The sequence below is a fragment of the Pseudomonas sp. H9 genome (assembly GCF_004353925.1).
GTDB lineage: Bacteria > Pseudomonadota > Gammaproteobacteria > Pseudomonadales > Pseudomonadaceae > Aquipseudomonas.
The window spans coordinates 36,356-57,397 of the sequence record NZ_SMOK01000039.1; the positions used below are offsets into that span (position 1 = coordinate 36,356).

Consider the following 21,042-nt stretch of genomic DNA (forward strand, 5'->3'; position numbering starts at 1 on the left):
GAAAAAAGTGGCTTTTTTTGCATCTGCGCTTCACCCTCCCCTCTCCCCAGCCCATGCGGCAATATAAATTTTCTTTAACTATCCTCTAGGCAGGCAGCGGCCCGATCATAGTGGCCATTACTTTCCATAGGGATTGGTACCTTGGCTGGATTCGTTCCTCCTGGCGTGCACCCTTCAAGAGATGCTTGATGCGCAGCCAGACTTCCGACACTGAAGCACCCGTGACTTCTGCTTTGCCCGTTGCCGCACAGCGTTTGCGCTGGCTTGAACGCTTAAGCCGCTACAAGCAGCCGATTGGCCTGGCGATAACGCTGCTGTTGTTCACCATTGCCCTGATCGCTTGTCGCCATCTGCTCAGCGAGCTGGACATTTATGCCCTGCACGATTCGCTGCTCAGCGTGCCACCATCAGCCCTGGCCGGTGCACTGCTGGCCACAGCGGTTGGTTTCGTTATCTTGCTCGGCTACGAGTGGTCCGCCAGTCGCTATGCCGGCATCAAATTGCCTGCCAAAAGCTTGGCCATGGGCGGTTTCAGCGCTTTCGCCATTGGCAACGCTATAGGCCTGTCACTGCTGTCCGGCGGTTCTGTACGCTACCGGCTTTACGCACGCCAAGGCATTGGTGCCGCCGAAGTCGCGCGCATGACCCTGTTCGCCAGCCTTTCGCTGGGTTGTGCTTTGCCACCACTGGCGGCCTTGGCCACCTTGAGCAACCTGCCGGCAGCAGCTACAGCCTTGCATCTGCCTCAAGCGCTGCTGGCCAGTATCGCCGTGGCGGTGTTAGTTGTTACGGTTCTTCTGGTTCACGGCCTGTACCGTCGACGCCTGCCGGAACAGCCGCAGGCCGATAACCTGCTGGTGCGGATCGGGCGACGCACCCTGCGCCTGCCTGGTGCACGCCTGACCGCCCTGCAATTACTGATCACCGCTCTGGACGTAGCGGCAGCAGCGACAGTGCTGTATCTGCTGCTGCCTGAAGCGCCGCCCTTCGGCGCCTTTCTACTGGTGTACCTGCTGGCCCTCGCCGCCGGGGTGCTAAGTCATGTGCCCGGTGGCGTCGGGGTATTTGAGGCCATCCTGCTGGCAGCCTTCGCCGATCACTTGGGTGCCGCGCCTCTGGCCGCCGCTCTGCTGCTTTATCGCCTGATCTATGTGGTGCTGCCATTGCTGCTGGCTTGTGCCTTGTTGCTGATCAACGAGGCACGGCGCTTCTTGCTCACCCGCCAAGCCATGCGCGCAGCGTCGGGGCTGGCTGCCCCGGTGTTGGCGGTACTGGTGTTTCTCTCGGGCGTTGTGCTGCTGTTCTCGGGGGCTACGCCGGAAATTGACGAGCGCCTTGAGCACCTTGGCTTTCTTATTCCCCATCGCCTGATCGATGCCTCGCATTTCGGCGCCAGCCTGATTGGTGTGCTGTGCCTGCTCCTGGCTCAGGGCTTGCGCCGCCGCCTGTCTGCGGCCTGGATGCTGACCACCATCTTGCTGCTGGTCGGCGCCCTGCTTTCGCTGCTCAAGGGCTTCGACTGGGAAGAAGCCAGTATCCTGACACTCATCGCTTGCTTGCTGGCGCTGTTCCGGCGCTCTTTCTACCGCCCCAGCCGCTTGCTCGAACTGCCCTTTTCACCGGTCTACCTGGTCGCCAGTGCCTGTGTACTAGGGGCGTCGATCTGGCTGCTGCTGTTCGCCTACCAAGACGTACCGTATAGCCATGAGCTGTGGTGGCAATTCACCCTGGATGCCGACGCCCCACGTGGCCTGCGTTCCGCGCTGGGCAGCGCGGTGTTGCTGGTGGCGGTTGCCTTGACCTGGCTGCTGCGCACTGCGCGTCCGGTCATCCACTTGCCAGGCAGCGAAGAGCTGCAGCGTGCCAAACACATCCTGCAGGCCTCGGACCAACCTGATGGAGGCCTGGCACTGACCGGCGATAAAGCGTTGCTGTTCGATCCCGAAGATGATGCCTTTCTGATGTACGCCCACCGCGGCCGCAGCCTGGTCGCACTGTACGACCCCATCGGCCCGGCGCAGAAACGCGCCGAGATGATCTGGCAGTTCCGTGACCTGTGTGATGTGCACCATGCCCGCCCGGTGTTTTACCAGGTGCGCGCAGAGAACTTGCCGTTCTACATGGACATCGGTCTGACCGCGATCAAGCTGGGCGAAGAAGCACGCGTCGATCTTCAGCGCTTTGACCTGGAAGCCAAGGGCAAAGAGATGAAAGACCTGCGCTACACCTGGAACCGAGGGGGCCGCGATGGCTTGAGCCTGGAGGTGCATGAGCCGGGGCAGGCGCCGCTCGATGAGCTCAAAGCAATTTCCGACGCTTGGCTGAGCGGCAAAAACGTGCGCGAGAAAGGCTTCTCCCTCGGCCGCTTCAGCCCTGAGTACCTGCAACATTTTCGCATCGCGCTGATCCGCTTCGAGGGCCGCCCGGTGGCCTTTGCCAACCTGCTGGAAACCCATAGCCGCGAACTGGCCAGCCTCGACTTGATGCGCGCCCATCCAGAAGCACCAAAGCTGACCATGGAATTCATGATGATCGGCTTGATCCTGCACTACAAAAGCCAAGGCTATGCCCGCTTCAGCCTGGGCATGGTGCCGTTGTCCGGCCTCCAGCCTCGTCGCGGTGCGCCGTTGACCCAACGTTTGGGCTCGATGGTGTTCCAACGTGGTGAGCAGCTGTACAACTTCCAAGGCCTGCGCCGCTTCAAAGACAAGTTCCAGCCCGACTGGGAACCCCGCTACATGGCTGTGCCGGCCGGGCTCGATCCGCTGGTGGCACTGGCCGATACCGCCGCCCTGATTGCAGGTGGCTTGACCGGATTGGTGAAACGCTGATGATTCGACGCTACTGGCCGTACCTGCTGGCAACTCTGGTGCTGGGTTTGCTAGCTGCCATCCTGGGCTTCTGGCTATGGGCGCGCCCCGCCCCTGAGGCGCGCCTGGAACACCTTTCAACACGCGACGGCAGCAGCCTGACCCGCGCCACACCGGGTACTCGCGCCAAAGCCCATGTGGCCATCGCTGTGCCTCAGGATCAGGCTCTCTCCGACAAACAGTTGCTGAACCTGAGCCAGAGCGGTGAAGCGCAGATCGTTCAAGTGATCCTGCCACCGGCCGATTGCGCTTTGCAGCAAACCGCCTTGAATCAGGCGCTGCAACAACTGCAAGGCCCGGCAAGCCTGGTGGCCGGTATCGGCCCAGGCGCCGCGCAAGCCTGGCAGTGGCTGGCTGCCCAAAAAGACGACAAAGCCCAGGCCATTTCGGTAGATTTCAGTGTCGAACGCCCCGGCTGCAGCACCCCCTTGCCCAAGTCGGCGGCTCACGGGCACTGGAACGTGGCCTGGAACGATAACCCGGACGACGCCAGCGCCGCCTTTGTTCGCGATCAACCCAATGCCGAAACCAGTATCAGTGATTACGACATCCACCTGCCGCAAGTGCTCAAGGCGCAGTTGACCCAGGCATTGGTGGGTGAAGAAGGCAACGCCATGAGCATCCCGGTGGTTGAAGTGCCTGCAGGGCAAACCACCGATACCGTGACCCTGTTCCTCTCCGGTGACGGCGGCTGGCGCGACCTGGACCGTGACGTCGCCGGCGAAATGGCAAAACTCGGCTATCCGGTGGTGGGCATCGATACCCTGCGCTACTACTGGCAACACAAAACGCCCGAACAAAGCGCCATAGACCTGTCGGAGCTGATGCAGCATTACCGCCAGAAATGGGGCACCAAGCGCTTTGTGCTGACCGGCTACTCATTCGGCGCAGATGTTCTACCAGCGATTTACAACCGCCTTCCCGCTGAAGACCAGAAACGCATCGACGCAGTCATCCTCCTGGCCTTTGCCCGCAGTGGCAGCTTTGAAATCGAAGTGGAAGGCTGGCTGGGCAATGCCGGCAAAGAAGCCCCTACCGGCCCGGAAATGGCCAAGCTACCGGCGGCAAAAGTAGTGTGCATTTACGGTGAAGAAGAAGCCGACGAAAGCGGCTGCACCGACCACACGGCAGTGGGCGAACGCCTGAAACTTCCGGGCGGGCATCATTTTGACGAGAACTACCCGGCACTGGCCAAGCGTTTGATCAGCGACATCGAAAGCCGCCAAGGCAAAACCAGCGTCGCAGAACAAAACTGACGGTAGAAGCGGGCTTGCCCTGCGATAGCGATCTGCCTGGCATATCGCTATCGCGGGGCAAGCCCGCCCCTACATTTCGACTTGCGTACCCAGTTCAATTACCCGGTTCAATGGCAGGTTGAAGAAGCGCAAAGTGCCATTGGCGTTCTTCAACAGGAATGCAAACAGCATCGCCCGCCACCGCGCCATCCCCACCAGCCGCGACGGAATCACCGTCTCCCTGCTGAGAAAGAAAGTGGTGCGCATTGGGCTGAAATCCACCCCCTCAAGGTGACACAGCTTCAACGCACCTGGCACATCCGGCTCGTCCATGAAACCGAAATGCAGTAGCACCCGGTAAAACCCTTCGCCATAGGCTTCAATCTCGAATTGCTGATGCGCTGGAACCCTGGGTGTGTCTTCGCTGATCACGGTCAACAGCACCACCTGGTTATGCAAGACCTGGTTATGCAGCATGTTGTGCAGCAACGCATGGGGAACGGCATCCTGGCGCGCAGTCAGGAACACTGCCGTGCCTTCGACCCGGTGTGGAGGTTGCACGCGAATACTGCTGATAAACAGCGGTAAAGGCAGGCTGCCCTCATCAAGGCGCTCGACCAGAATCTGCTTGCCGCGCTTCCAGGTGGTCATCAAGACAAACAAGGCGATCCCCGCCAGCACCGGAAAGGCCCCGCCTTGCACCACCTTCGGCACGTTGGCGGCAAAGAACAGGCCGTCGACAAACAGGAAGCTGACCAGTACCGGTACCGCCAGTACGGGGGGCCACTTCCACAGCAACAGCATGACCGTCGACACCAGCAGCGTGGTCATCAGCATGGTCCCGGTCACTGCCACACCGTAGGCCGACGCGAGCGCGTCAGAAGACTCGAAGGCGAGCACCAACAAGATCACGCCAACCATCAACGCCCAGTTCACGGCACCAATGTAAATTTGCCCTTGCTCGTCATGCGAGGTGTGCTGAATTTGCATCCGTGGCACATACCCCAGCTGTATCGCCTGGCGCGTCAGAGAGAAAGCCCCGGAGATCACCGCCTGGGAAGCAATCACCGTTGCCAGCGTTGACAGCCCGACCAACGGAATCAAGGCCCAACCCGGGGCCAGTAAATAGAAGGGGTTGCGCGCGGCCTCCGGGTTTTGCAGAAGCATCGCGCCCTGCCCGAAGTAGTTGAGTACCAGCGCAGGCAGCACCAAGGCAAACCAGGCCCGTGCAATCGGCTTGCGACCAAAATGGCCCATATCGGCATACAACGCCTCGGCGCCGGTCAAGGCCAGCACTACCGCGCCGAGAATGGCGACGCCCATGCCGGGATGAACAATGAAAAAGCGCACCGCCCAAACTGGGTTGAACGCTTTAAGCACCTCAGGGCTCTGGGATATGCCATGCACCCCCAACGCCGCCAAAACCAAAAACCAGACGACCATGATCGGACCAAAGAATATGCCGATACGCGCGGTGCCATGTTTTTGAATCAGAAACAACCCGACCAACACGACCAGTGCGATCGGCACAACCCAATGGTCGATGCCATCGAATGCCAGCCCCAGCCCCTCCACTGCCGACAATACCGAAATGGCCGGGGTGATCATGCTGTCGCCATAAAACAGCGCAGCGCCGACCAGCCCACACACCACCATCATCGCGCGCAGTTTGGGATACGGTGCCGACGCCCGCCTAGCCAAGGCGGTCAGGGCCATGGTGCCACCTTCACCCTGGTTGTCGGCGCGCAAGACGAACACCACGTATTTAAACGAAACCACCCAGATCAGCGACCAGAAGATCAGTGCCAGGATGCCCAGCACGCCGTCATGATTGACCGGCACGCCATAGTTGCCGGAAAACACTTCTTTGAGGGTATACAAGGGGCTAGTACCGATATCACCGTAAACCACCCCGACTGCCGCCACCAGCAAGCTCAGCGGCTTGGCCGCCGAATGCCCGGAATCTGCCTGATCGCTTGCCTGTGCCATCCGCCGCTCCTGCAACCAAGACCCTTGGGCCAGTTAACGCTAAAATGCCTGCAACCCCAATACGCACGCTTTCACAGCCCGATGCAAACGCAGGTGTACCGTCGCGAAGCATAGCTTAGCGTTCGTCGCTTTTCTGCTGGTCAAGTGACTTTGCGCCCGCTAGAATTGCGCACTTTTTGATCAGAGGCGCTGCTAGCGCCCAACAGGACAGCGCGCTTGTGGCACGACTGTCCCCCTTACACCGAGGTTAGTCATGTCCACCACTCCTACGCCCACCACGCCTAAGGTCGGCTTCGTATCTCTGGGTTGCCCCAAGGCCCTGGTCGATTCCGAGCGCATCCTGACCCAACTGCGCATGGAAGGCTATGAAGTCGTGCCCACCTATCAGGACGCCGATGTGGTGGTGGTCAACACCTGCGGCTTCATCGACAGCGCCAAGGCCGAGTCCCTTGAGGTGATCGGTGAAGCCATCAAGGAAAACGGCAAAGTCATCGTCACCGGCTGCATGGGTGTCGAGGAAGGCAACATCCGCGATGTGCACCCAAGCGTACTGGCCGTGACCGGCCCGCAGCAGTACGAGCAAGTGGTCACCGCCGTACACGAAGTGGTACCACCACGTCAGGACCACAACCCGCTGATCGATCTGGTACCGCCGCAAGGGGTCAAGCTCACCCCGCGCCACTACGCCTACCTGAAGATCTCCGAAGGCTGCAACCACAGCTGCAGCTTCTGCATCATTCCGTCGATGCGTGGCAAGCTGGTCAGCCGCCCGGTCGGCGACGTACTCAGCGAGGCCGAGCGCCTGGTCAAGGCTGGGGTCAAAGAAATTCTGGTGATTTCCCAGGACACCAGCGCCTACGGTGTCGACGTCAAGTACAAGACCGACTTCTGGAACGGCCGCCCGGTCAAGACGCGCATGCTCGAACTGTGCGAAGCACTGAGCAGCCTCGGCGCCTGGGTGCGCCTGCACTACGTTTACCCATACCCGAACGTTGACGACATCATCCCACTGATGGCCGCTGGCAAAATCCTGCCGTACCTGGACATCCCGTTCCAGCACGCCAGCCCGAAAGTGCTCAAGTCGATGAAGCGTCCGGCGTTCGAAGACCGCACTCTGGCGCGAATCAAGAAGTGGCGCGAACAATGCCCGGAGCTGATCATCCGCTCCACTTTCATCGTCGGCTTCCCGGGCGAAACCGAAGAAGACTTCCAGTACCTGCTCGACTGGCTGACCGAAGCCCAGCTCGACCGCGTTGGCTGCTTCCAGTATTCGCCTGTCGAAGGTGCTCCGGCCAATGACCTGGGGCTGGATGTGGTTCCGGACGACGTCAAGCAAGAGCGCTGGGATCGTTTCATGGCCCATCAGCAGGCAATCAGCACAGCCCGTCTGCAACTGCGCATCGGCCGCGAAATCGACGTGCTGATCGACGAAGTCGAAGAAGAAGGCTCGGTGGGCCGCAGCTACTTCGATGCCCCGGAAATCGACGGTAACGTGTTCATCGATGGCAACCACGGCTTCAAGCCGGGCGACACCGTACGCTGCCGGGTAACCGACACCGACGAGTACGACATGTGGGCTGAACCCATCTAATTACCGCCGTTGAAAAATAGCCCTGCCAACTCTGGCGGGGCTTTTTTTTGCAACTATCGTTCTCTCAATTGGCCAAGGAGAACCGAGCGATGTATAGGCAAAACAGCGTGCAGACCCCCAGCTTCAGCGACTATCCGGAGCTGGCGCGTGTCTGGGAAGCGTCGGTTCGTGCAACCCATGATTTTCTGCCCGAGAGCTATATCTGCCTGTTGCGTGAACTACTGCTCAGCCAGTACCTCGATGCGGTAATGCTGATTTGCTGTAAGGATGCCCGACAGCGCATCACCGGTTTTGCCGGGGTGGCCGCTGGCCGGGTAGAAATGCTGTTCATCGACCCGGCCTTGCGCGGCCAAGGCCTGGGTAAACGCCTGTTGCGTTACGCTATCGACGAACTCAATGCCGACCAGCTGGATGTTAACGAACAAAACCCCCAGGCCTTGGGCTTCTACCTGCGCCAAGGCTTCGAAGTTGTAGGACGTTCGGAAACGGACGGCATGGGCCAACCCTACCCCCTACTCCATCTGAGGCTTATTCAGACAAAATCCGTCCAAACGAGCTGACAGACGACGTAGTCCATTTCCTAAATACCGTGAAATCACAGATTAATGGCCGGATGGGTGAATGTTGCCGGGCCTGAGCGCGCCCGGACGGTTACAATAGGCATCTTTCCCAATGCCTACGGCTGTCGTCATGTCTGAACCCATTCGCCTATCCAAACGCCTTATCGAACTGGTCGGTTGCTCCCGCCGGGAAGCAGAACTGTACATCGAGGGTGGCTGGGTCACGGTCGACGGCGTGGTGGTCGATGAACCGCAATTCAAGGTAGCCGAGCACACCGTCGAGTTGCAGGCCGGCGCACGCGCCGAACCGCTGGAACCGGTCACGCTGTTGCTCCACCAACCAGCCGGGCTGGACGTTGACAGCGCATGTCGCAGCATCACGGCCAGCACCCTGTCGGCAGAGCACAGCCAGGGCCGCCGCCCACTCAAGGGCCATTTTGCCCGTTTGAGCTGCGTGGCCCCCTTGCAAGAAGGCGCCAGCGGTCTGCAGGTATTCACTCAGGACTGGCGGGTAACCCGCAAGCTCAACGCCGACCTGTCCAAACTTGAACAGGAGTATGTGGTGGAGGTCAGCGGTGAAATGATCGCCCACGGCCTTGAGCGGCTGAACCGCGGCTTCAACTGGAAGGGCAACGAACTGCCGAAGATCAAAGCCAGCTGGCAAAACGAAACGCGCCTGCGCATGGTCCTGAAAAACCCGCAGCCGGGTCTGATTGCCTTGCTGTGCAGCAGCGTTGGCGTTACCCCGCTGAGCATGCGCCGGATTCGCTTGGGTGGCGTCTCCATGAGCAAATTGGCGCTGGGCCAATGGCGCTACCTGGCGAGCAACGAAAGATTCTAGCAACAAGGCGCTGCCACCCGGGTAGCGCCCCGAACAGGATTGTCACAATGATTCACAACGATGTACTGCGCAGCCTGCGCTACCTGCTGGATGTCAATGACGCCAAACTGGCCGACATCATCAAGCTGACCGGTTTCAACGTCAGTACCAGCGACGTTGTCGCCTACCTGAAGAAAGAAGACGAAGAAGGCTTTGTACGCTGCCCGGACGAAGTCATCGCGCACTTTCTCGATGGCCTGGTGATGTTCAAGCGTGGCAAAGACGATAGCCGCCCTGCGCTGCCCGTCGAACTGCCGGTGACCAACAACATCATCATGAAGAAGCTGCGGGTTGCCTTCGAGCTGAAGGAAGACGATCTGCATGCGATCCTCAAGGCGGCCGATTTTCCGGTTTCCAAGCCGGAGCTAAGTGCCCTTTTCCGTAAAGTCGGGCACAACAACTACCGCCCCTGCGGTGACCAACTGCTGCGCAATTTCCTCAAGGGCCTGACCCTGCGGGTCCGTGGCTGAGCCGCCGATGAACTACAGCGTTGCGCCTATCGGCTACGTCCGTTCCTGCTTCAAGGAAAAGTTCGCGATCCCGCGCCAGCCGCAACTGGCGCCTGCTGCGCGTGGCGTACTGGAACTGCTGCCACCCTTTGACAACGGAGACGCGGTGGCCGGGCTCGAACACGTCAGCCATGTGTGGTTACTGTTCCTGTTCCACCAGGCCCTGGAAGACAAGCCACGGCTCAAGGTGCGCCCACCGCGCCTAGGCGGCAATACTTCCATGGGGGTGTTTGCCACCCGTGCGACCCATCGACCGAATGGCATTGGCCAGTCGGTGGTGCGTCTGGAAAAGGTAGAAGCCGGGCGTCTGTTGCTGTCGGGTATCGACTTGCTCGATGGCACACCGGTCCTCGATATCAAGCCTTATGTGCCCTACGCCGACGCAGTGAGCACAGCGACCAACCAGATGGCCAGCGCGCCGCCAGCGCCGATTGCGGTGAGCTGGAGCGACAGTGCCCTGCCTCAGGCCCGCGAACACGCACAACGCCTCGCAGAGCCGCTGGTGGAGCTGATTGAACAGTGCCTGGCTCAGGATCCGCGCCCGGCGTATCAGGTTCCGCCGCCAGAGCGTGTGTATGGGGTGAAATTCTGGGACGTGCAGGTGCGCTGGCACTATCCGCAGCCGGATCAAATCCGGGTGCTGGAAGTGGTCCTGGACCTCTAGGTAGGAGCGGGCTTGCCCCGCGATGCGATTGCAGGTTGTCTGATACATCGCATCGCGGGGCAAGCCCGCTCCCACAGCAGCAAAAAAAAAAGCAGGCCGAGGCCTGCTTTTTTTGATTCAGCGCTGCTTACTTCTCGACGAAAGCACGCTCGATCAGGTAGTCGCCTGGCTCGCGCATACGTGCAGAGATCTTCAGGCCGAAGCTGTCGAGCACTTCACTGGTTTCGTCAAGCATGCTCGGGCTACCGCAGATCATGGCACGGTCGTCCTGAGGGTTGATCGGTGGCAGGCCGATATCCTCGAACAGCTTACCGCTGCGCATCAGGTCGGTCAGTCGCCCTTGGTTCTCGAAAGGCTCGCGGGTAACGGTTGGGTAGTAAATCAGTTTTTCACGCAGCGCCTCACCGAAGAACTCGTTCTGCGGGAGGTGCTCGGTGATGAATTCACGATAGGCGACTTCGTTGACGTAACGCACGCCGTGAACCAGGATCACTTTTTCAAAGCGCTCGTAGGTTTCCGGATCCTGGATGACGCTCATGAACGGCGCCAGGCCAGTGCCGGTGCTCAGCAGGTACAGGTGCTTGCCCGGGTTGAGGTCGTCCAGTACCAGAGTACCGGTAGGCTTCTTGCTGATGATGATCTCATCGCCTTCCTTCAAGTGCTGCAACTGCGAGGTCAGCGGGCCATCCGGCACCTTGATGCTGAAGAACTCCAGATGCTCTTCCCAGTTCGGGCTGGCAATGGAATAGGCGCGCATGAGCGGTCGGCCGTTGGGCTGTTGCAGGCCGATCATCACGAACTGACCATTCTCGAAGCGCAGACCCGGATCACGGGTGCACTTGAAGCTGAACAGGGTGTCGTTCCAGTGGTGAACACTGAGGACACGTTCGTGGTTCATGTTGCTCATGTACGGGCTCCTGAAATAAAACGCAGCGCTAACCTAGAGCGCGATTGCGCGATAGTTTAGTGCGAGCGACAATATCTGTTAAATGAATTATCAAGATATGTCTTATCGGTTATATAGATATGCGATTTACGCTTCGTCAACTCCAGGTGTTCGTCGCCGTAGCCCAGTATCAGAGCGTCTCGCGAGCCGCAGGCATACTGGCGTTATCGCAATCGGCTGCCAGTACTTCGATCACCGAACTTGAGCGTCAGTCCAGTTGCCAGCTGTTTGACCGTGCCGGCAAACGTCTGAGTCTAAACGCGCTGGGCCATCAATTGCTGCCTCAGGCAGTGGCCCTGCTGGATCAGGCCAAGGAAATCGAAGACTTGCTCAACGGCAAGTCAGGTTTCGGTTCCCTGGCGGTCGGCGCCACCCTGACCATCGGCAATTACCTGGCCACACTGCTGATTGGCAGCTTCATGCAGGTGCATCCGGAAAGTCAGGTCAAGCTCCATGTGCAGAACACTGCGCATATCGTGCAACAGGTTGCTCACTATGAAATTGATCTGGGTCTAATCGAAGGCGATTGCAACCACCCGGACCTTGAGGTGCAACCTTGGGTTGAAGACGAGCTGGTGGTGTTCTGTGCCCCACAACACCCGTTGGCCAGCCGTGGCCGGGCGACGATGGAAGAACTAACGCACGAAGCCTGGATTTTGCGCGAACAGGGCTCCGGCACCCGCCTGACCTTTGACCAAGCGATGCGCCACCACCGCTCCAGCCTGAACATCCGCCTGGAACTTGAGCACACTGAAGCCATCAAGCGTGCGGTGGAGTCAGGACTGGGCATTGGCTGTATTTCACGCCTGGCTCTGCGCGATGCCTTCCGTCGCGGTAGTCTGGTGGCCGTGGAAACACCGGAGCTGGACCTTGCCCGGCAGTTCTACTTCATCTGGCACAAGCAGAAGTACCAGACTTCTGCCATGCGCGAGTTCCTCGAACTGTGCCGCAACTTTACCGCAGGTGTACAGCGCAGCGACCAGATCGTCCTGCCCAATATCGCCTAGAGCAGAATCACCGCCCAAACCAGCCCCACCAGGGTCAGCGCTACCAGTTGGGCGGCGCTGCCCATGTCTTTGGCATTTTTTGACAGCGGGTGACGGTCCAGGGAAATCCGGTCGATCGCGGCCTCGATGGCTGAATTGAGCAGTTCGACGATCAGGCCCAGCAAACATACAGCGATCAGAATTGCCCGCTCAGCACGGCTGACATCCAGCCAGAACGCCACAGGGATCAGCACGGCATTGAGCAACACCAGTTGACGGAACGCTGCTTCACCGGTGAACGCTGCGCGCAGACCGTCAAACGAATAGCCGGCAGCATTGAATATACGTTTGAGGCCGGTCTGGCCCTTGAAAGGCGATGACATAGAAGGTCACTTCATCCACTGAAAAATGCGCTGCAGCCTAGTGCAGGGCGGGTCAAAAAAGCGTGAAGAATGTGGCCTCAGCTCGATGAGACCGATTCCAGTTGTTGCAGCAGCAACGCGGCCTGAGTGCGCGTGCGCACGCCAAGCTTACGGAAAATCGCCGTCACGTGAGCCTTGATGGTTGCTTCCGAGACGTTCAGCTCGTAGGCGATCTGCTTGTTGAGCAACCCTTCGCAGACCATGGTCAGTACCCGGAACTGCTGAGGCGTAAGGCTGGCCAAGCCCTCACTGGCAGCCTTGGCCTCTGCCGAGACATCGACCTTCTCGAAGGCCTGCGGCGGCCACCAGATGTCCCCATCGAGGACCTTTTTCACTGCGTCCTGAATCACTTCCAGGGAGCTGGACTTGGGAATAAAGCCGCTAGCACCGAATTCGCGCGACTTCACCACAACGGCGGCTTCTTCCTGAGCCGACACCATCACCACCGGGATTTGCGGGTATTGACCGCGCAGCAGCACCAGGCCAGAGAAGCCGTAAGCGCCGGGCATGTTGAGATCCAACAAGACCAGGTCCCAGTCGGACTTTTCGGCAAGACGGGTTTCCAGCTCGGCAATGCTCGCCACTTCTACCAGGCGAACATCGGGCCCCAGCCCCAGGGTTACAGCCTGACGCAGGGCACTGCGAAACAGCGGGTGGTCATCGGCAATCAGGATTTCGTACGTGGCCATTAATCTAATGATCCTGTTCTGTGCAGGCGCAGGGAGGAAGAATAGGCGCCTGGCGGGCAACTCAAGGTGTTGGCGGCATTGCCGCACACCCAAAAGGCACTTCAAGGCCAGGAACAGCGGTGTTTCAAGCCTTGTACATGCCCGAATCGGCGCCAAGGATGCCGAGCCAGCACCGGGTGGTCAAGTTGATTACCCAGTCAGGCCAAGCACGCAGTGAGCGCCAGCCTGCCCATTATGACGCAATGTGCCACACCTGCCCCTTGTACTATAGGAAGGTATGCAAACGCTGGTGCACCGCATCTTGCTCATCCACTGGCCATTGATGCTTGGCGCTCAGGTAATGGGTACTGAACACATCCAGATACGCATCCAGGGCTTGCGCGGCAGTTTGATCGCCCGCCAGCTCCAGGCACATGGCCGCGACTTCGGCAGTGCAGAAATGATCGTCACGTTTGGAACGGCGCAACCGGTAGCGCGACAATTGTTCGGGCTGCAGGCTGAGCACCGGAAAACGGTCAAGGTACGGGCTTTTGCGAAACATTTTGCGCGCCTCGGTCCAGGTCGCATCCAGCAGAATGAACAGCGGCCGCTTGCCTGGCTCACGCACTACCTCGCTGACCACCCTTTGCGGCTCGACGAACTCCCCTGGAAACACGATGTAGGGTTGCCAGTGAGGCTGGTCGAGCAAGGCCAGCAACTGCTCATCGACAGCCGTTCGCTGCCAACTGAACGCCGAGGTGTCGGTTATCAGGTCCGCGATCAACCATCCGGTATTGCTTGGCTTCAGCGGCTCGGTGTCGTGCATCAGCAGGCACATGGCTGAATCGGATGGCACCTGCGGACGCCAGGCACACAAGCAATGGCTGGGAACCACGCGGCAGTGCGGGCAACGAGGAGCGCGTGATCCGCGAGCAACGAAAGGTTTGACACTGCGCGCCAGGCGCTCGGCGCGCAAGCGCGATACGGCATGACTCATGATTGCAGACTGTATAAACAATTAAGGGATAGCACTGCGCGGACTCGGCAAGACAGGGAAACCGCGCCAGTTTATCAGAGCCCGCTGACCGGCAGACGGTATTTGCCGTGCAGGCAGCCTGCCGACTCCCCTATAATCGTTCCCCTGTCGTTACCCACTGGCGCCCCGCTCTGCACGTGAGGGAACACCGTGCGCAGTTGCCGGTCAAACTGCCAGTTACTGAACCAGGAGAAATTCATGCTGCGCTTCATCGCCCCGACCTTGAGCCTTTTGCTCGCCCTGCCCCTGGCCGCCACCGCCGCTTCCAAGCAGGAATACGAACTGAGCAAAATGCTGCAAAAAGTAGCTACGGAAAGCAGCGTGGGCACGCCGCGAGCGATCAACGAAGACATTCTCGATCAAGGTTACACCGTTGAAGGCAGGCAATTGATCAACCACCTGAGTGTGCGCGCCAGCCATGCACAGCAAATGCAGGCCAACCCGGAAAAAGTCCGCGACCAATTGGGCGCTAGTGTGTGCAAAAACACCGGTTACCGTCAGCTGCTGGCCAAAGGCGCGGTACTGACCTACCGTTTTTCCGAGTACAAGACCAACCGCCGGGTTGGCGAGCAAGCCTTCGACGCCGCCAGTTGCGGTGTCAAACTGAGCAAATAAGCCTAGGCCAGCTCTTCACTGTCGCGCCGCTGCTCTTCATCGGCGCGCAGTTCGGCCACCAGCGCCTGGACATAACGTGATTGCCGCTTACCGCCCCCCAAGCGCCGCAGGCACTCTTCTTCAAGGCTCAGGTTGTTGGCCTGGGCCGAGCGCTCGAGCAGCTCAAACAGCTGCGCATCGAGCTCCAGATTAAGCCGTTGCATAATTAAGCCTCCCTGCACGACTACAAGTCTCTCTCGCCTCCAGTTAACCAGACCCGCGCCTGGCCTGGATCCTGACTGACGAGCGGTCTACTTCGGCCTCTTCTGCCTGTCACCTCGCAGATCCTTGCGGCACAACCTCCGGCCAGCGTCTAGATTGATAGCAAGCGCCCGCCCGTTTCAGGGCTCGCACAGGGGGATGCCTGCCGACGCTTTGCCTTCGCATTGCCGAGCAAAACAACAATGAGCCCATTACCACTGCACTAAGACCTTGCAGGTCTACTGCAATGCTTGAGCGGTACGCTCAAGCCACAGCAGCCAGCGACACACGCAGTGTCGCGGCCGGAAACGGTAACATTCCGGTCAGAGGTTTTGCTGCAGAAGGAGACGTTGAATGCCTTACCAACCGAATGAACTGCTGGCGAGTCACTTCAAGAACACAGGAATCGATCTGAGCAAGCTGGAAGAACAACTGAAGCAGGTTGCCCCTGACAGCCCCAACCTGCCGCTGTACCGCGACATGATGCTGACGGTCCTGCGCATGGCCCAGGACGACAGTAATCGCTGGAACGCCAAAATCACCCTGCAGGCCCTGCGCGAGCTGGATCACGCCTTCCGCACCCTTGAGCAGTACAAAGGCCGACGCAAAGTCACTGTGTTCGGCTCGGCACGTACCCCCATCGAACACCCCATGTACGCCTTGGCCAGAGAACTGGGTGCGACTCTCGCCCGCTCGAACCTGATGGTGATCACCGGTGCTGGCGGCGGCATCATGGCCGCTGCTCACGAGGGCGCAGGCGTCGATCACAGCCTGGGTTTCAACATTACCCTGCCGTTCGAACAACATGCCAACCCCACGGTGGATGGCACTGATCGGCTGCTACCGTTCCACTTCTTCTTTATTCGCAAGCTGTTCTTCGTCAAGGAAGCCGACGCCCTGGTGCTCTGCCCGGGCGGTTTCGGCACCCTCGACGAAGCACTGGAAGTGCTCACCCTGATCCAAACCGGCAAGAGCCCGCTGGTACCCGTGGTGCTGCTGGACTCCCCAGGCGGCAACTTCTGGCAAGACGCGCTGAACTTCATTACCCGCCAACTGGAGGAGAACCGCTACATTCTGCCCAGCGACCTGAAGCTGCTGCGCTTGGTGCAAAGTGCCGAAGAAGCAGTGGAGGAGATTAATCAGTTTTACAGCAACTACCACTCCAGCCGCTGGTTGAAAAATCAGTTCGTGATCCGCATGCACCATCCGCTTAGCGAAGGCGCCTTGCTCGATTTACAGGAAGGCTTCGCTGACCTGCGCCTGAGTGGTTTGTACCACCAGCATGCCTACTCGGGGGAACACCATGACGAAGCCAGGTTCAGCCACCTGACGCGTTTGACGTTTGCCTTCAATGGCCGCGACCAGGGGCGCCTACGCGAACTGGTGGACTTCATCAACCTGTCGGAAAACTGGGCCAAGCCGGAGCCGATGCACACCACACAACGGGCGCGCGAAGCACTGAAGGTAACCTGAGCGTCGGGCTCAGCTAGTCGTCCAGGCCTCGGCCGCTCAACAGGCGGCCGACCATTTCCATGGAGAAACCACGGTAGACCAGAAAACGGGTTTGCTGTGCGCGTGCGCGCGGATCGGCAGGAAACTGACCAGAAAACTTGCGCTGCCAGACATCCCGCAACTGTCCCGCCCAGTCCACACCGCACTCACGCAGGGCCTGGTCAATGTCACTGCGGTGCAGACCACGTTGGCTGAGTTCTTCACGGATGCGCGCCGGGCCGTAGCCTGATCGCGAGCGATAGCTAATGAAGCTTTCCAGATAACGGGCTTCACTGAGCAGGCCCTCTTCCGTCAAACGGTCGAGTTCCTGATCGATCAATTCGGGGGGAGCGCCGCGCTGACGCAACTTACGCGTCAGCTCGACTCGACCGTGCTCGCGACGTGCGAGCAGGTCCATGGCTGTCCGCCTTACGGCGACGGGAGTATCGAGTACGGCGGACATGACGACAATCAGTAGCCAGCTTCAGCGTCGGCCAGATCGTCTTCAGGCTCAGCGTTGGCAGCAGCCGCTTTGCCGGCGGCATCAACAGCGCCAGCGCTCAGCAGCTTGTCGCGAATCTGCTTCTCGAGGGTGGCGGCGATTTCCGGGTTCTCTTGCAGGAACTTGGCCGAGTTGGCCTTGCCCTGACCGATTTTGCTGCCCTGGTAGCTGTACCAGGCACCGGATTTTTCCAGGAAGCCGTGCAGCACGCCGAGGTCGATGATTTCGCCGTTGCGGTAGATGCCCTTGCCGTACAGGATCTGGAATTCAGCCTGACGGAATGGAGGCGCCACCTTGTTCTTGACGATTTTGACGCGGGTTTCGCTACCAACCACTTCGTCGCCTTCTTTCACCGCGCCGGTACGGCGGATGTCCAGACGAACCGAAGCGTAGAACTTCAGCGCGTTACCACCGGTGGTGGTTTCCGGGCTGCCGAACATCACGCCGATCTTCATACGGATCTGGTTGATGAAGATCACCAGGCAGTTGGCGTTCTTGATGTTACCGGTGATTTTACGCAGCGCCTGGGACATCAGGCGGGCTTGCAGGCCCACGTGCATGTCGCCCATTTCGCCTTCGATTTCAGCCTTGGGTACCAGCGCGGCCACGGAGTCGACGATGATCACGTCAACGGCGTTGGAACGTACCAGCATGTCGGTGATTTCCAGGGCCTGCTCACCGGTGTCCGGCTGCGAAACCAGCAGGTCATCGACATTGACGCCCAACTTGCCGGCGTACTCGGGGTCGAGGGCGTGTTCAGCGTCGACGAAGGCGCAGGTCGCACCCATTTTCTGGGCTTGAGCAATGACCGACAGGGTCAGCGTGGTTTTACCAGACGACTCAGGGCCGTAGATTTCGACGATACGGCCTTTTGGCAGACCGCCAATGCCCAGGGCAATGTCCAGGCCCAGGGAGCCGGTAGAAATGGCCGGGATCGCCTGACGCTCGTGGTCGCCCATGCGCATGACCGCGCCTTTACCGAATTGACGCTCGATTTGCCCCAGGGCCGCAGCCAAGGCGCGCTTCTTGTTGTCGTCCATTGAAGTCCTCACGTAATCGATAGGGCCTGACGGCCAGAACACCTGTATAAGTAGCCAGTATTATTCCACAGGGTTTTCTTCCCGCCTACCCCCGATGTGAGATTTACTCTGCACCAAGCTGTAACAAGCCCTCTAGCGCGGCGATTACCGTTTGTCGGCGGACCTCGTCACGGTCGCCGTCAAAGTGTCTGCGCTCGCTGCTCACATGGCTGCCGTCGGCCCACGCCAGCCAGACCGTCCCCACCGGCTTGGCCGGTGAACCCCCGTCTGGCCCGGCCACACCACTGACCGCCACAGCAAAGCGCGCATCGCTGGCGGCCTGGGCCCCCCGCGCCATGGCCTCGACCACCTCCTGGCTGACCGCGCCGACCTGGACGAACAGGTTTTCAGGCACTTGCAGCTGAAGCGTCTTCTGGCGATTGGAATACGTGACATAACCGGCTTCGAACCAGGCCGAACTGCCCGGAATCCGCGTAATGGCCTCGGCAATGCCACCGCCGGTGCAGGATTCGGCGGTAGTCACCTGCGCCTTGAAGCGTCGCAAGTGCTCGCCCAAGCGGGCGGAAAGTGCAGTGATCGGGTCCATGGCAAGCTCCTTGAAAGACTGCTGCCTACCCTACACCAGCTACCGCTGGCGACACATCCTCAGCGTTGCAGGGCTTGCACATAAGCCTGACAGGCGCGCAGGGCAATCAGTCCCTGATCTCCCCGATTGGTGATGGCGATAATTCGTTGAGCATGCGCTGGCTCAAGTCCGGCGCGTACGGGGTCATGATCCAGGCTGGCGGTGCCGGGGGTGGTAGGCAAACCAGCTTGGGGGGCGGCACCAAGGAGGACTGACAACCGCACATCAGCAGTAGCCAGGCGGTCACGCAAACGGGCTTGAGCCTGTTGAGCATCGAGTAGCTCCTGATAATGGAATTGGTCGTTGGCTTCTATTTGCTGCTCCAGCACAAGACGCTGCTGACGTTCGCCCTGTAGCTGACCTGCAAGTGCCTCGGCCTGCTGCTGAAGTTGCAGCGCATGGGCCTGGGCTTGCTGCGCCAACTGCGAGCCGTAGCGCCATGCCTGGACCTGCCAAGTCAGCGCGGCGGCCAGCAGCAACAGCACGACCAGCAAAGCGGCCTGCCAGCGCCTCAACACAGCACCTCACGGGCACGCGCCCATAGCTTCAAGCGGTCTTCCAGACCGTTGAGCCCACCATTGATATGGCGGGTGATGCGGTTGAACTCACCGCGTTCGGCCAACTGATTGAGCCCACGCGAATGCCAGAACCACGCCGCCGACTCACATGCCCATTGAGGCTGCTCAAGCAATTGAGGCAAATCGAGCAGTCGCTCGTCGCCGAACAGCGCCATGCTGCAGGCGTGGTAGTTGTTACGGCCGGTGATCTGAATCAGGCCCCGACCGCAGTAGCGTTGCCCATCACCATCGGCTTGTGGCGTATTGCCCAGCCGCGCCGCCAGCGTGCCTGTGTCGTAACGCGAAAGGTAGCGGTCGCTCCCCAGTTCCTTGAGGTAGCGCAACTGGCCCGACTCATGACCAATCTGCGCCAGAAAGGCCGTGACACGCCGTGGCGAGTCGATTTCCCAACGACGCATGGCCGTGTTCAAGGCAGGAACAAAAACGCCCGCTTGCTGGCGGGCGTTTGGAAAAATCAATATCAGTGTCTTCTCGGTAATGTCCATAAGCGTTTCTCCTTAGCGGCTTGCCTTGGCCGTGCGCGGCTTGGCGCCCTTGACCTTGGCTTTGCCCTGCTTACCACCATTGCACTCAGCGGTGGTCGTCCAACCGGAGGTGGTAAACACATGCTCAACAGACTCCAACAGGTATTCCCCATCGAGCCCGGTCTTGAAACCCTTCAAATCAACATGTCGCTCACAGAACAGATCCGTGCGTCCGGGCATCTCCAGACGCACATTGGCCGTGCTGCGGTTAAGCGCCGCCAGCCGGGCCTTGGCCGCTTGCTCAGCCGAGGCCTTGTCCGGGTAGAGGTGACGGTCGGTGTGAACCGGTGCCATTCCCTCCGGGACGCCCGCATTCGCCAGTTCAACGACCCTGGACTGGCCGCTACGCGGGTCCTGATACCGGGTTTGAACGGCCTTGTACGCCCCCTTGTCCGCCAGACGGAACTGCCAGCGGGTGACGTCGGAGCGTCGCAGGCCAACAATGCCCAGCGCTCTGCCGTGTGCACTCTGCCCGCCCTGACGTGGCAGCACCAACAGCGTGCCGTCGCCGATTTTGGCGGTGCAGTCATATTGCTTGGCCAAACGGGTGACAAAGTTGAAGTCAGACTCATTGAACTGATCGACCCGTAACACGCTGGTCTGCACCGGGCATGCCGGTTGCCAGCCATTGCGTGCGGCGATATCACGCACGATCTGCAACAACGGGACATTTTCCCAACTTCCGCTGCGGATGGTTTTGCCTGTACCGCGCATGTCACTGGCCTTGCCACGAATAATCACGCTGTCGGGTGGCCCGGACAGCTCGACTTCATCAACGGTGTAACGCCCCAGACGGGTCAGTGTCTGGCCGACGTACCCCAGATGAACCTCGATATGCGCGCCGCGTGCCGGTAGCATCACGGCCCCGTCACGGTCATCGATACGTAACTCGAAATCGTCCGATTCCATGCCTGGTTTGTCTGATGTACGCAGCAACAAGAGTCGATCGTTGATCAGCGCCGTGATGTCGTTACCGTCGGCGATGATGCGGAAAACCGGTTGCATGGTTCATTCTCCAGAAAAGCAAACCCCGCACATGGCGGGGCTTGGTTGCTGTGCAGATGTCCTGGT

The 21,042-nt window shown here is 59.8% G+C and carries 23 protein-coding genes; 10 read left to right on the forward strand and 13 right to left on the reverse strand.

Going from position 1 to position 21,042, the window contains the following annotated elements:
- Positions 1-188: 188 nt before the first annotated feature.
- The gene (gene mprF, locus E1573_RS23050; RefSeq protein ID WP_133216851.1) at positions 189-2,831 is read left to right on the forward strand and encodes a bifunctional lysylphosphatidylglycerol flippase/synthetase MprF; all 2,643 of its coding nucleotides are present in this window, start codon (positions 189-191) and stop codon (positions 2,829-2,831) included.
- A complete protein-coding gene (locus E1573_RS23055) occupies positions 2,831-4,126 on the forward strand; it encodes a virulence factor family protein (RefSeq protein WP_133216852.1) in 1,296 nt (431 codons plus the stop codon). The genes mprF and E1573_RS23055 overlap by 1 nt, the downstream gene beginning before the upstream one ends.
- Positions 4,127-4,195: 69 nt before the next feature.
- Here the strand turns inward: E1573_RS23055 and E1573_RS23060 are convergent, their stop codons facing one another.
- Positions 4,196-6,094 carry a potassium transporter Kup gene (locus tag E1573_RS23060; protein ID WP_133216853.1) on the reverse strand — a complete coding sequence of 633 codons (1,899 nt, stop codon included), beginning with the start codon at positions 6,092-6,094 and terminating at the stop codon, positions 4,196-4,198.
- A gap of 253 nt (positions 6,095-6,347) precedes the next feature.
- Between E1573_RS23060 and rimO the strand changes: the two genes are divergently transcribed.
- The 5 genes from rimO (at position 6,348) to tsaA (ending at position 10,298) form a co-directional block, all read left to right on the forward strand.
- The gene (rimO, locus tag E1573_RS23065; RefSeq protein WP_133216854.1) at positions 6,348-7,685 is read left to right on the forward strand and encodes a 30S ribosomal protein S12 methylthiotransferase RimO; all 1,338 of its coding nucleotides are present in this window, start codon (positions 6,348-6,350) and stop codon (positions 7,683-7,685) included.
- Positions 7,686-7,774: 89 nt separating this feature from the next.
- Positions 7,775-8,245 (forward strand): GNAT family N-acetyltransferase, encoded by a 471-nt coding sequence (locus tag E1573_RS23070; RefSeq protein ID WP_133216855.1) that lies wholly within the window; start codon positions 7,775-7,777, stop codon positions 8,243-8,245.
- Positions 8,246-8,375: 130 nt separating this feature from the next.
- Complete coding sequence (locus tag E1573_RS23075) at positions 8,376-9,086, forward strand: rRNA pseudouridine synthase (RefSeq protein WP_133216856.1); 711 nt, start codon at positions 8,376-8,378, stop codon at positions 9,084-9,086.
- A gap of 47 nt (positions 9,087-9,133) precedes the next feature.
- On the forward strand, positions 9,134-9,595 hold the full coding sequence (locus E1573_RS23080) for a DUF1456 family protein (protein ID WP_133216857.1): 462 nt from the start codon (positions 9,134-9,136) through the stop codon (positions 9,593-9,595).
- 7 nt (positions 9,596-9,602) lie between these two features.
- Positions 9,603-10,298 (forward strand): tRNA (N6-threonylcarbamoyladenosine(37)-N6)-methyltransferase TrmO, encoded by a 696-nt coding sequence (gene tsaA, locus E1573_RS23085; RefSeq protein WP_133216858.1) that lies wholly within the window; start codon positions 9,603-9,605, stop codon positions 10,296-10,298.
- Between the two features lie 127 nt (positions 10,299-10,425).
- Here the strand turns inward: tsaA and fpr are convergent, their stop codons facing one another.
- Positions 10,426-11,205: a ferredoxin-NADP reductase gene (gene fpr, locus E1573_RS23090; RefSeq protein WP_133216859.1), complete on the reverse strand. Its 780-nt coding sequence runs from the start codon at positions 11,203-11,205 to the stop codon at positions 10,426-10,428.
- A gap of 119 nt (positions 11,206-11,324) precedes the next feature.
- Between fpr and E1573_RS23095 the strand changes: the two genes are divergently transcribed.
- Complete coding sequence (locus E1573_RS23095; protein ID WP_165957379.1) at positions 11,325-12,251, forward strand: LysR family transcriptional regulator; 927 nt, start codon at positions 11,325-11,327, stop codon at positions 12,249-12,251.
- Here E1573_RS23095 and E1573_RS23100 read toward each other — a convergent pair.
- The 4 genes from E1573_RS23100 to E1573_RS26795 all read right to left on the reverse strand — a co-directional run bounded on the left by E1573_RS23100 (position 12,248) and on the right by E1573_RS26795 (position 14,556).
- On the reverse strand, positions 12,248-12,613 hold the full coding sequence (locus E1573_RS23100; protein WP_133216860.1) for a diacylglycerol kinase: 366 nt from the start codon (positions 12,611-12,613) through the stop codon (positions 12,248-12,250). The two genes, E1573_RS23095 and E1573_RS23100, sit on opposite strands and share 4 nt — an antisense overlap.
- 77 nt (positions 12,614-12,690) lie before the next feature.
- The gene (erdR, locus tag E1573_RS23105; RefSeq protein ID WP_133216861.1) at positions 12,691-13,341 is read right to left on the reverse strand and encodes a response regulator transcription factor ErdR; all 651 of its coding nucleotides are present in this window, start codon (positions 13,339-13,341) and stop codon (positions 12,691-12,693) included.
- Positions 13,342-13,606: 265 nt separating this feature from the next.
- Entirely contained in the window at positions 13,607-14,317 is a 711-nt protein-coding gene (locus E1573_RS23110) for a tRNA-uridine aminocarboxypropyltransferase (RefSeq protein ID WP_133216862.1), read from the reverse strand.
- Between the two features lie 74 nt (positions 14,318-14,391).
- Entirely contained in the window at positions 14,392-14,556 is a 165-nt protein-coding gene (locus E1573_RS26795; RefSeq protein WP_165957380.1) for a hypothetical protein, read from the reverse strand.
- On the opposite strand from E1573_RS26795, the gene E1573_RS23115 reads away from it, so the two are divergent.
- Complete coding sequence (locus tag E1573_RS23115) at positions 14,555-14,971, forward strand: quorum-sensing-regulated virulence factor family protein (RefSeq protein ID WP_133216863.1); 417 nt, start codon at positions 14,555-14,557, stop codon at positions 14,969-14,971. The genes E1573_RS26795 and E1573_RS23115 overlap by 2 nt on opposite strands.
- Positions 14,972-14,973: 2 nt before the next feature.
- On the opposite strand, the gene E1573_RS23120 is transcribed toward E1573_RS23115, so the two are convergent.
- Entirely contained in the window at positions 14,974-15,174 is a 201-nt protein-coding gene (locus E1573_RS23120; protein ID WP_133216864.1) for a hypothetical protein, read from the reverse strand.
- Between the two features lie 391 nt (positions 15,175-15,565).
- Between E1573_RS23120 and E1573_RS23125 the strand changes: the two genes are divergently transcribed.
- A complete protein-coding gene (locus E1573_RS23125) occupies positions 15,566-16,684 on the forward strand; it encodes an LOG family protein (RefSeq protein WP_133216865.1) in 1,119 nt (372 codons plus the stop codon).
- Between the two features lie 13 nt (positions 16,685-16,697).
- Here the strand turns inward: E1573_RS23125 and recX are convergent, their stop codons facing one another.
- The 6 genes from recX to E1573_RS23155 form a co-directional block, all read right to left on the reverse strand.
- Positions 16,698-17,165 carry a recombination regulator RecX gene (recX, locus tag E1573_RS23130; RefSeq protein WP_133216866.1) on the reverse strand — a complete coding sequence of 156 codons (468 nt, stop codon included), beginning with the start codon at positions 17,163-17,165 and terminating at the stop codon, positions 16,698-16,700.
- A gap of 8 nt (positions 17,166-17,173) precedes the next feature.
- Positions 17,174-18,244 (reverse strand): recombinase RecA, encoded by a 1,071-nt coding sequence (recA, locus tag E1573_RS23135; RefSeq protein WP_133216867.1) that lies wholly within the window; start codon positions 18,242-18,244, stop codon positions 17,174-17,176.
- A 103-nt stretch (positions 18,245-18,347) separates the two neighbouring features.
- Complete coding sequence (locus tag E1573_RS23140) at positions 18,348-18,830, reverse strand: CinA family protein (protein WP_133216868.1); 483 nt, start codon at positions 18,828-18,830, stop codon at positions 18,348-18,350.
- Positions 18,831-18,889: 59 nt separating this feature from the next.
- Positions 18,890-19,384: a lysis protein gene (locus tag E1573_RS23145; RefSeq protein WP_371925215.1), complete on the reverse strand. Its 495-nt coding sequence runs from the start codon at positions 19,382-19,384 to the stop codon at positions 18,890-18,892.
- Positions 19,381-19,932 (reverse strand): glycoside hydrolase family 19 protein, encoded by a 552-nt coding sequence (locus E1573_RS23150; protein WP_133216870.1) that lies wholly within the window; start codon positions 19,930-19,932, stop codon positions 19,381-19,383. The genes E1573_RS23145 and E1573_RS23150 overlap by 4 nt, the downstream gene beginning before the upstream one ends.
- A 12-nt stretch (positions 19,933-19,944) precedes the next feature.
- Complete coding sequence (locus tag E1573_RS23155; RefSeq protein ID WP_133216871.1) at positions 19,945-20,976, reverse strand: phage late control D family protein; 1,032 nt, start codon at positions 20,974-20,976, stop codon at positions 19,945-19,947.
- Between the last annotated feature and the right edge of the window lie 66 nt (positions 20,977-21,042).

What these genes read in the sequence shown, in the direction of transcription:
- E1573_RS23150 (WP_133216870.1), bottom strand. Translation starts at nt 19,932, where the DNA reads ATGGACATTACCGAGAAGACACTGATATTGATTTTTCCAAACGCCCGC.
- E1573_RS23060 (WP_133216853.1), bottom strand. Translation starts at nt 6,094, where the DNA reads ATGGCACAGGCAAGCGATCAGGCAGATTCCGGGCATTCGGCGGCCAAG.
- E1573_RS23120 (WP_133216864.1), bottom strand. Translation starts at nt 15,174, where the DNA reads ATGCAACGGCTTAATCTGGAGCTCGATGCGCAGCTGTTTGAGCTGCTC.
- recA (WP_133216867.1), bottom strand. Translation starts at nt 18,244, where the DNA reads ATGGACGACAACAAGAAGCGCGCCTTGGCTGCGGCCCTGGGGCAAATC.
- erdR (WP_133216861.1), bottom strand. Translation starts at nt 13,341, where the DNA reads ATGGCCACGTACGAAATCCTGATTGCCGATGACCACCCGCTGTTTCGC.
- rimO (WP_133216854.1), top strand. Translation starts at nt 6,348, where the DNA reads ATGTCCACCACTCCTACGCCCACCACGCCTAAGGTCGGCTTCGTATCT.
- E1573_RS26795 (WP_165957380.1), bottom strand. Translation starts at nt 14,556, where the DNA reads ATGAATTTCTCCTGGTTCAGTAACTGGCAGTTTGACCGGCAACTGCGC.
- E1573_RS23075 (WP_133216856.1), top strand. Translation starts at nt 8,376, where the DNA reads ATGTCTGAACCCATTCGCCTATCCAAACGCCTTATCGAACTGGTCGGT.
- E1573_RS23100 (WP_133216860.1), bottom strand. Translation starts at nt 12,613, where the DNA reads ATGTCATCGCCTTTCAAGGGCCAGACCGGCCTCAAACGTATATTCAAT.
- recX (WP_133216866.1), bottom strand. Translation starts at nt 17,165, where the DNA reads ATGTCCGCCGTACTCGATACTCCCGTCGCCGTAAGGCGGACAGCCATG.
- E1573_RS23115 (WP_133216863.1), top strand. Translation starts at nt 14,555, where the DNA reads ATGCTGCGCTTCATCGCCCCGACCTTGAGCCTTTTGCTCGCCCTGCCC.
- mprF (WP_133216851.1), top strand. Translation starts at nt 189, where the DNA reads ATGCGCAGCCAGACTTCCGACACTGAAGCACCCGTGACTTCTGCTTTG.
- E1573_RS23140 (WP_133216868.1), bottom strand. Translation starts at nt 18,830, where the DNA reads ATGGACCCGATCACTGCACTTTCCGCCCGCTTGGGCGAGCACTTGCGA.
- E1573_RS23055 (WP_133216852.1), top strand. Translation starts at nt 2,831, where the DNA reads ATGATTCGACGCTACTGGCCGTACCTGCTGGCAACTCTGGTGCTGGGT.
- tsaA (WP_133216858.1), top strand. Translation starts at nt 9,603, where the DNA reads ATGAACTACAGCGTTGCGCCTATCGGCTACGTCCGTTCCTGCTTCAAG.
- fpr (WP_133216859.1), bottom strand. Translation starts at nt 11,205, where the DNA reads ATGAGCAACATGAACCACGAACGTGTCCTCAGTGTTCACCACTGGAAC.
- E1573_RS23070 (WP_133216855.1), top strand. Translation starts at nt 7,775, where the DNA reads ATGTATAGGCAAAACAGCGTGCAGACCCCCAGCTTCAGCGACTATCCG.
- E1573_RS23125 (WP_133216865.1), top strand. Translation starts at nt 15,566, where the DNA reads ATGCCTTACCAACCGAATGAACTGCTGGCGAGTCACTTCAAGAACACA.
- E1573_RS23155 (WP_133216871.1), bottom strand. Translation starts at nt 20,976, where the DNA reads ATGCAACCGGTTTTCCGCATCATCGCCGACGGTAACGACATCACGGCG.
- E1573_RS23110 (WP_133216862.1), bottom strand. Translation starts at nt 14,317, where the DNA reads ATGAGTCATGCCGTATCGCGCTTGCGCGCCGAGCGCCTGGCGCGCAGT.
- E1573_RS23095 (WP_165957379.1), top strand. Translation starts at nt 11,325, where the DNA reads ATGCGATTTACGCTTCGTCAACTCCAGGTGTTCGTCGCCGTAGCCCAG.
- E1573_RS23080 (WP_133216857.1), top strand. Translation starts at nt 9,134, where the DNA reads ATGATTCACAACGATGTACTGCGCAGCCTGCGCTACCTGCTGGATGTC.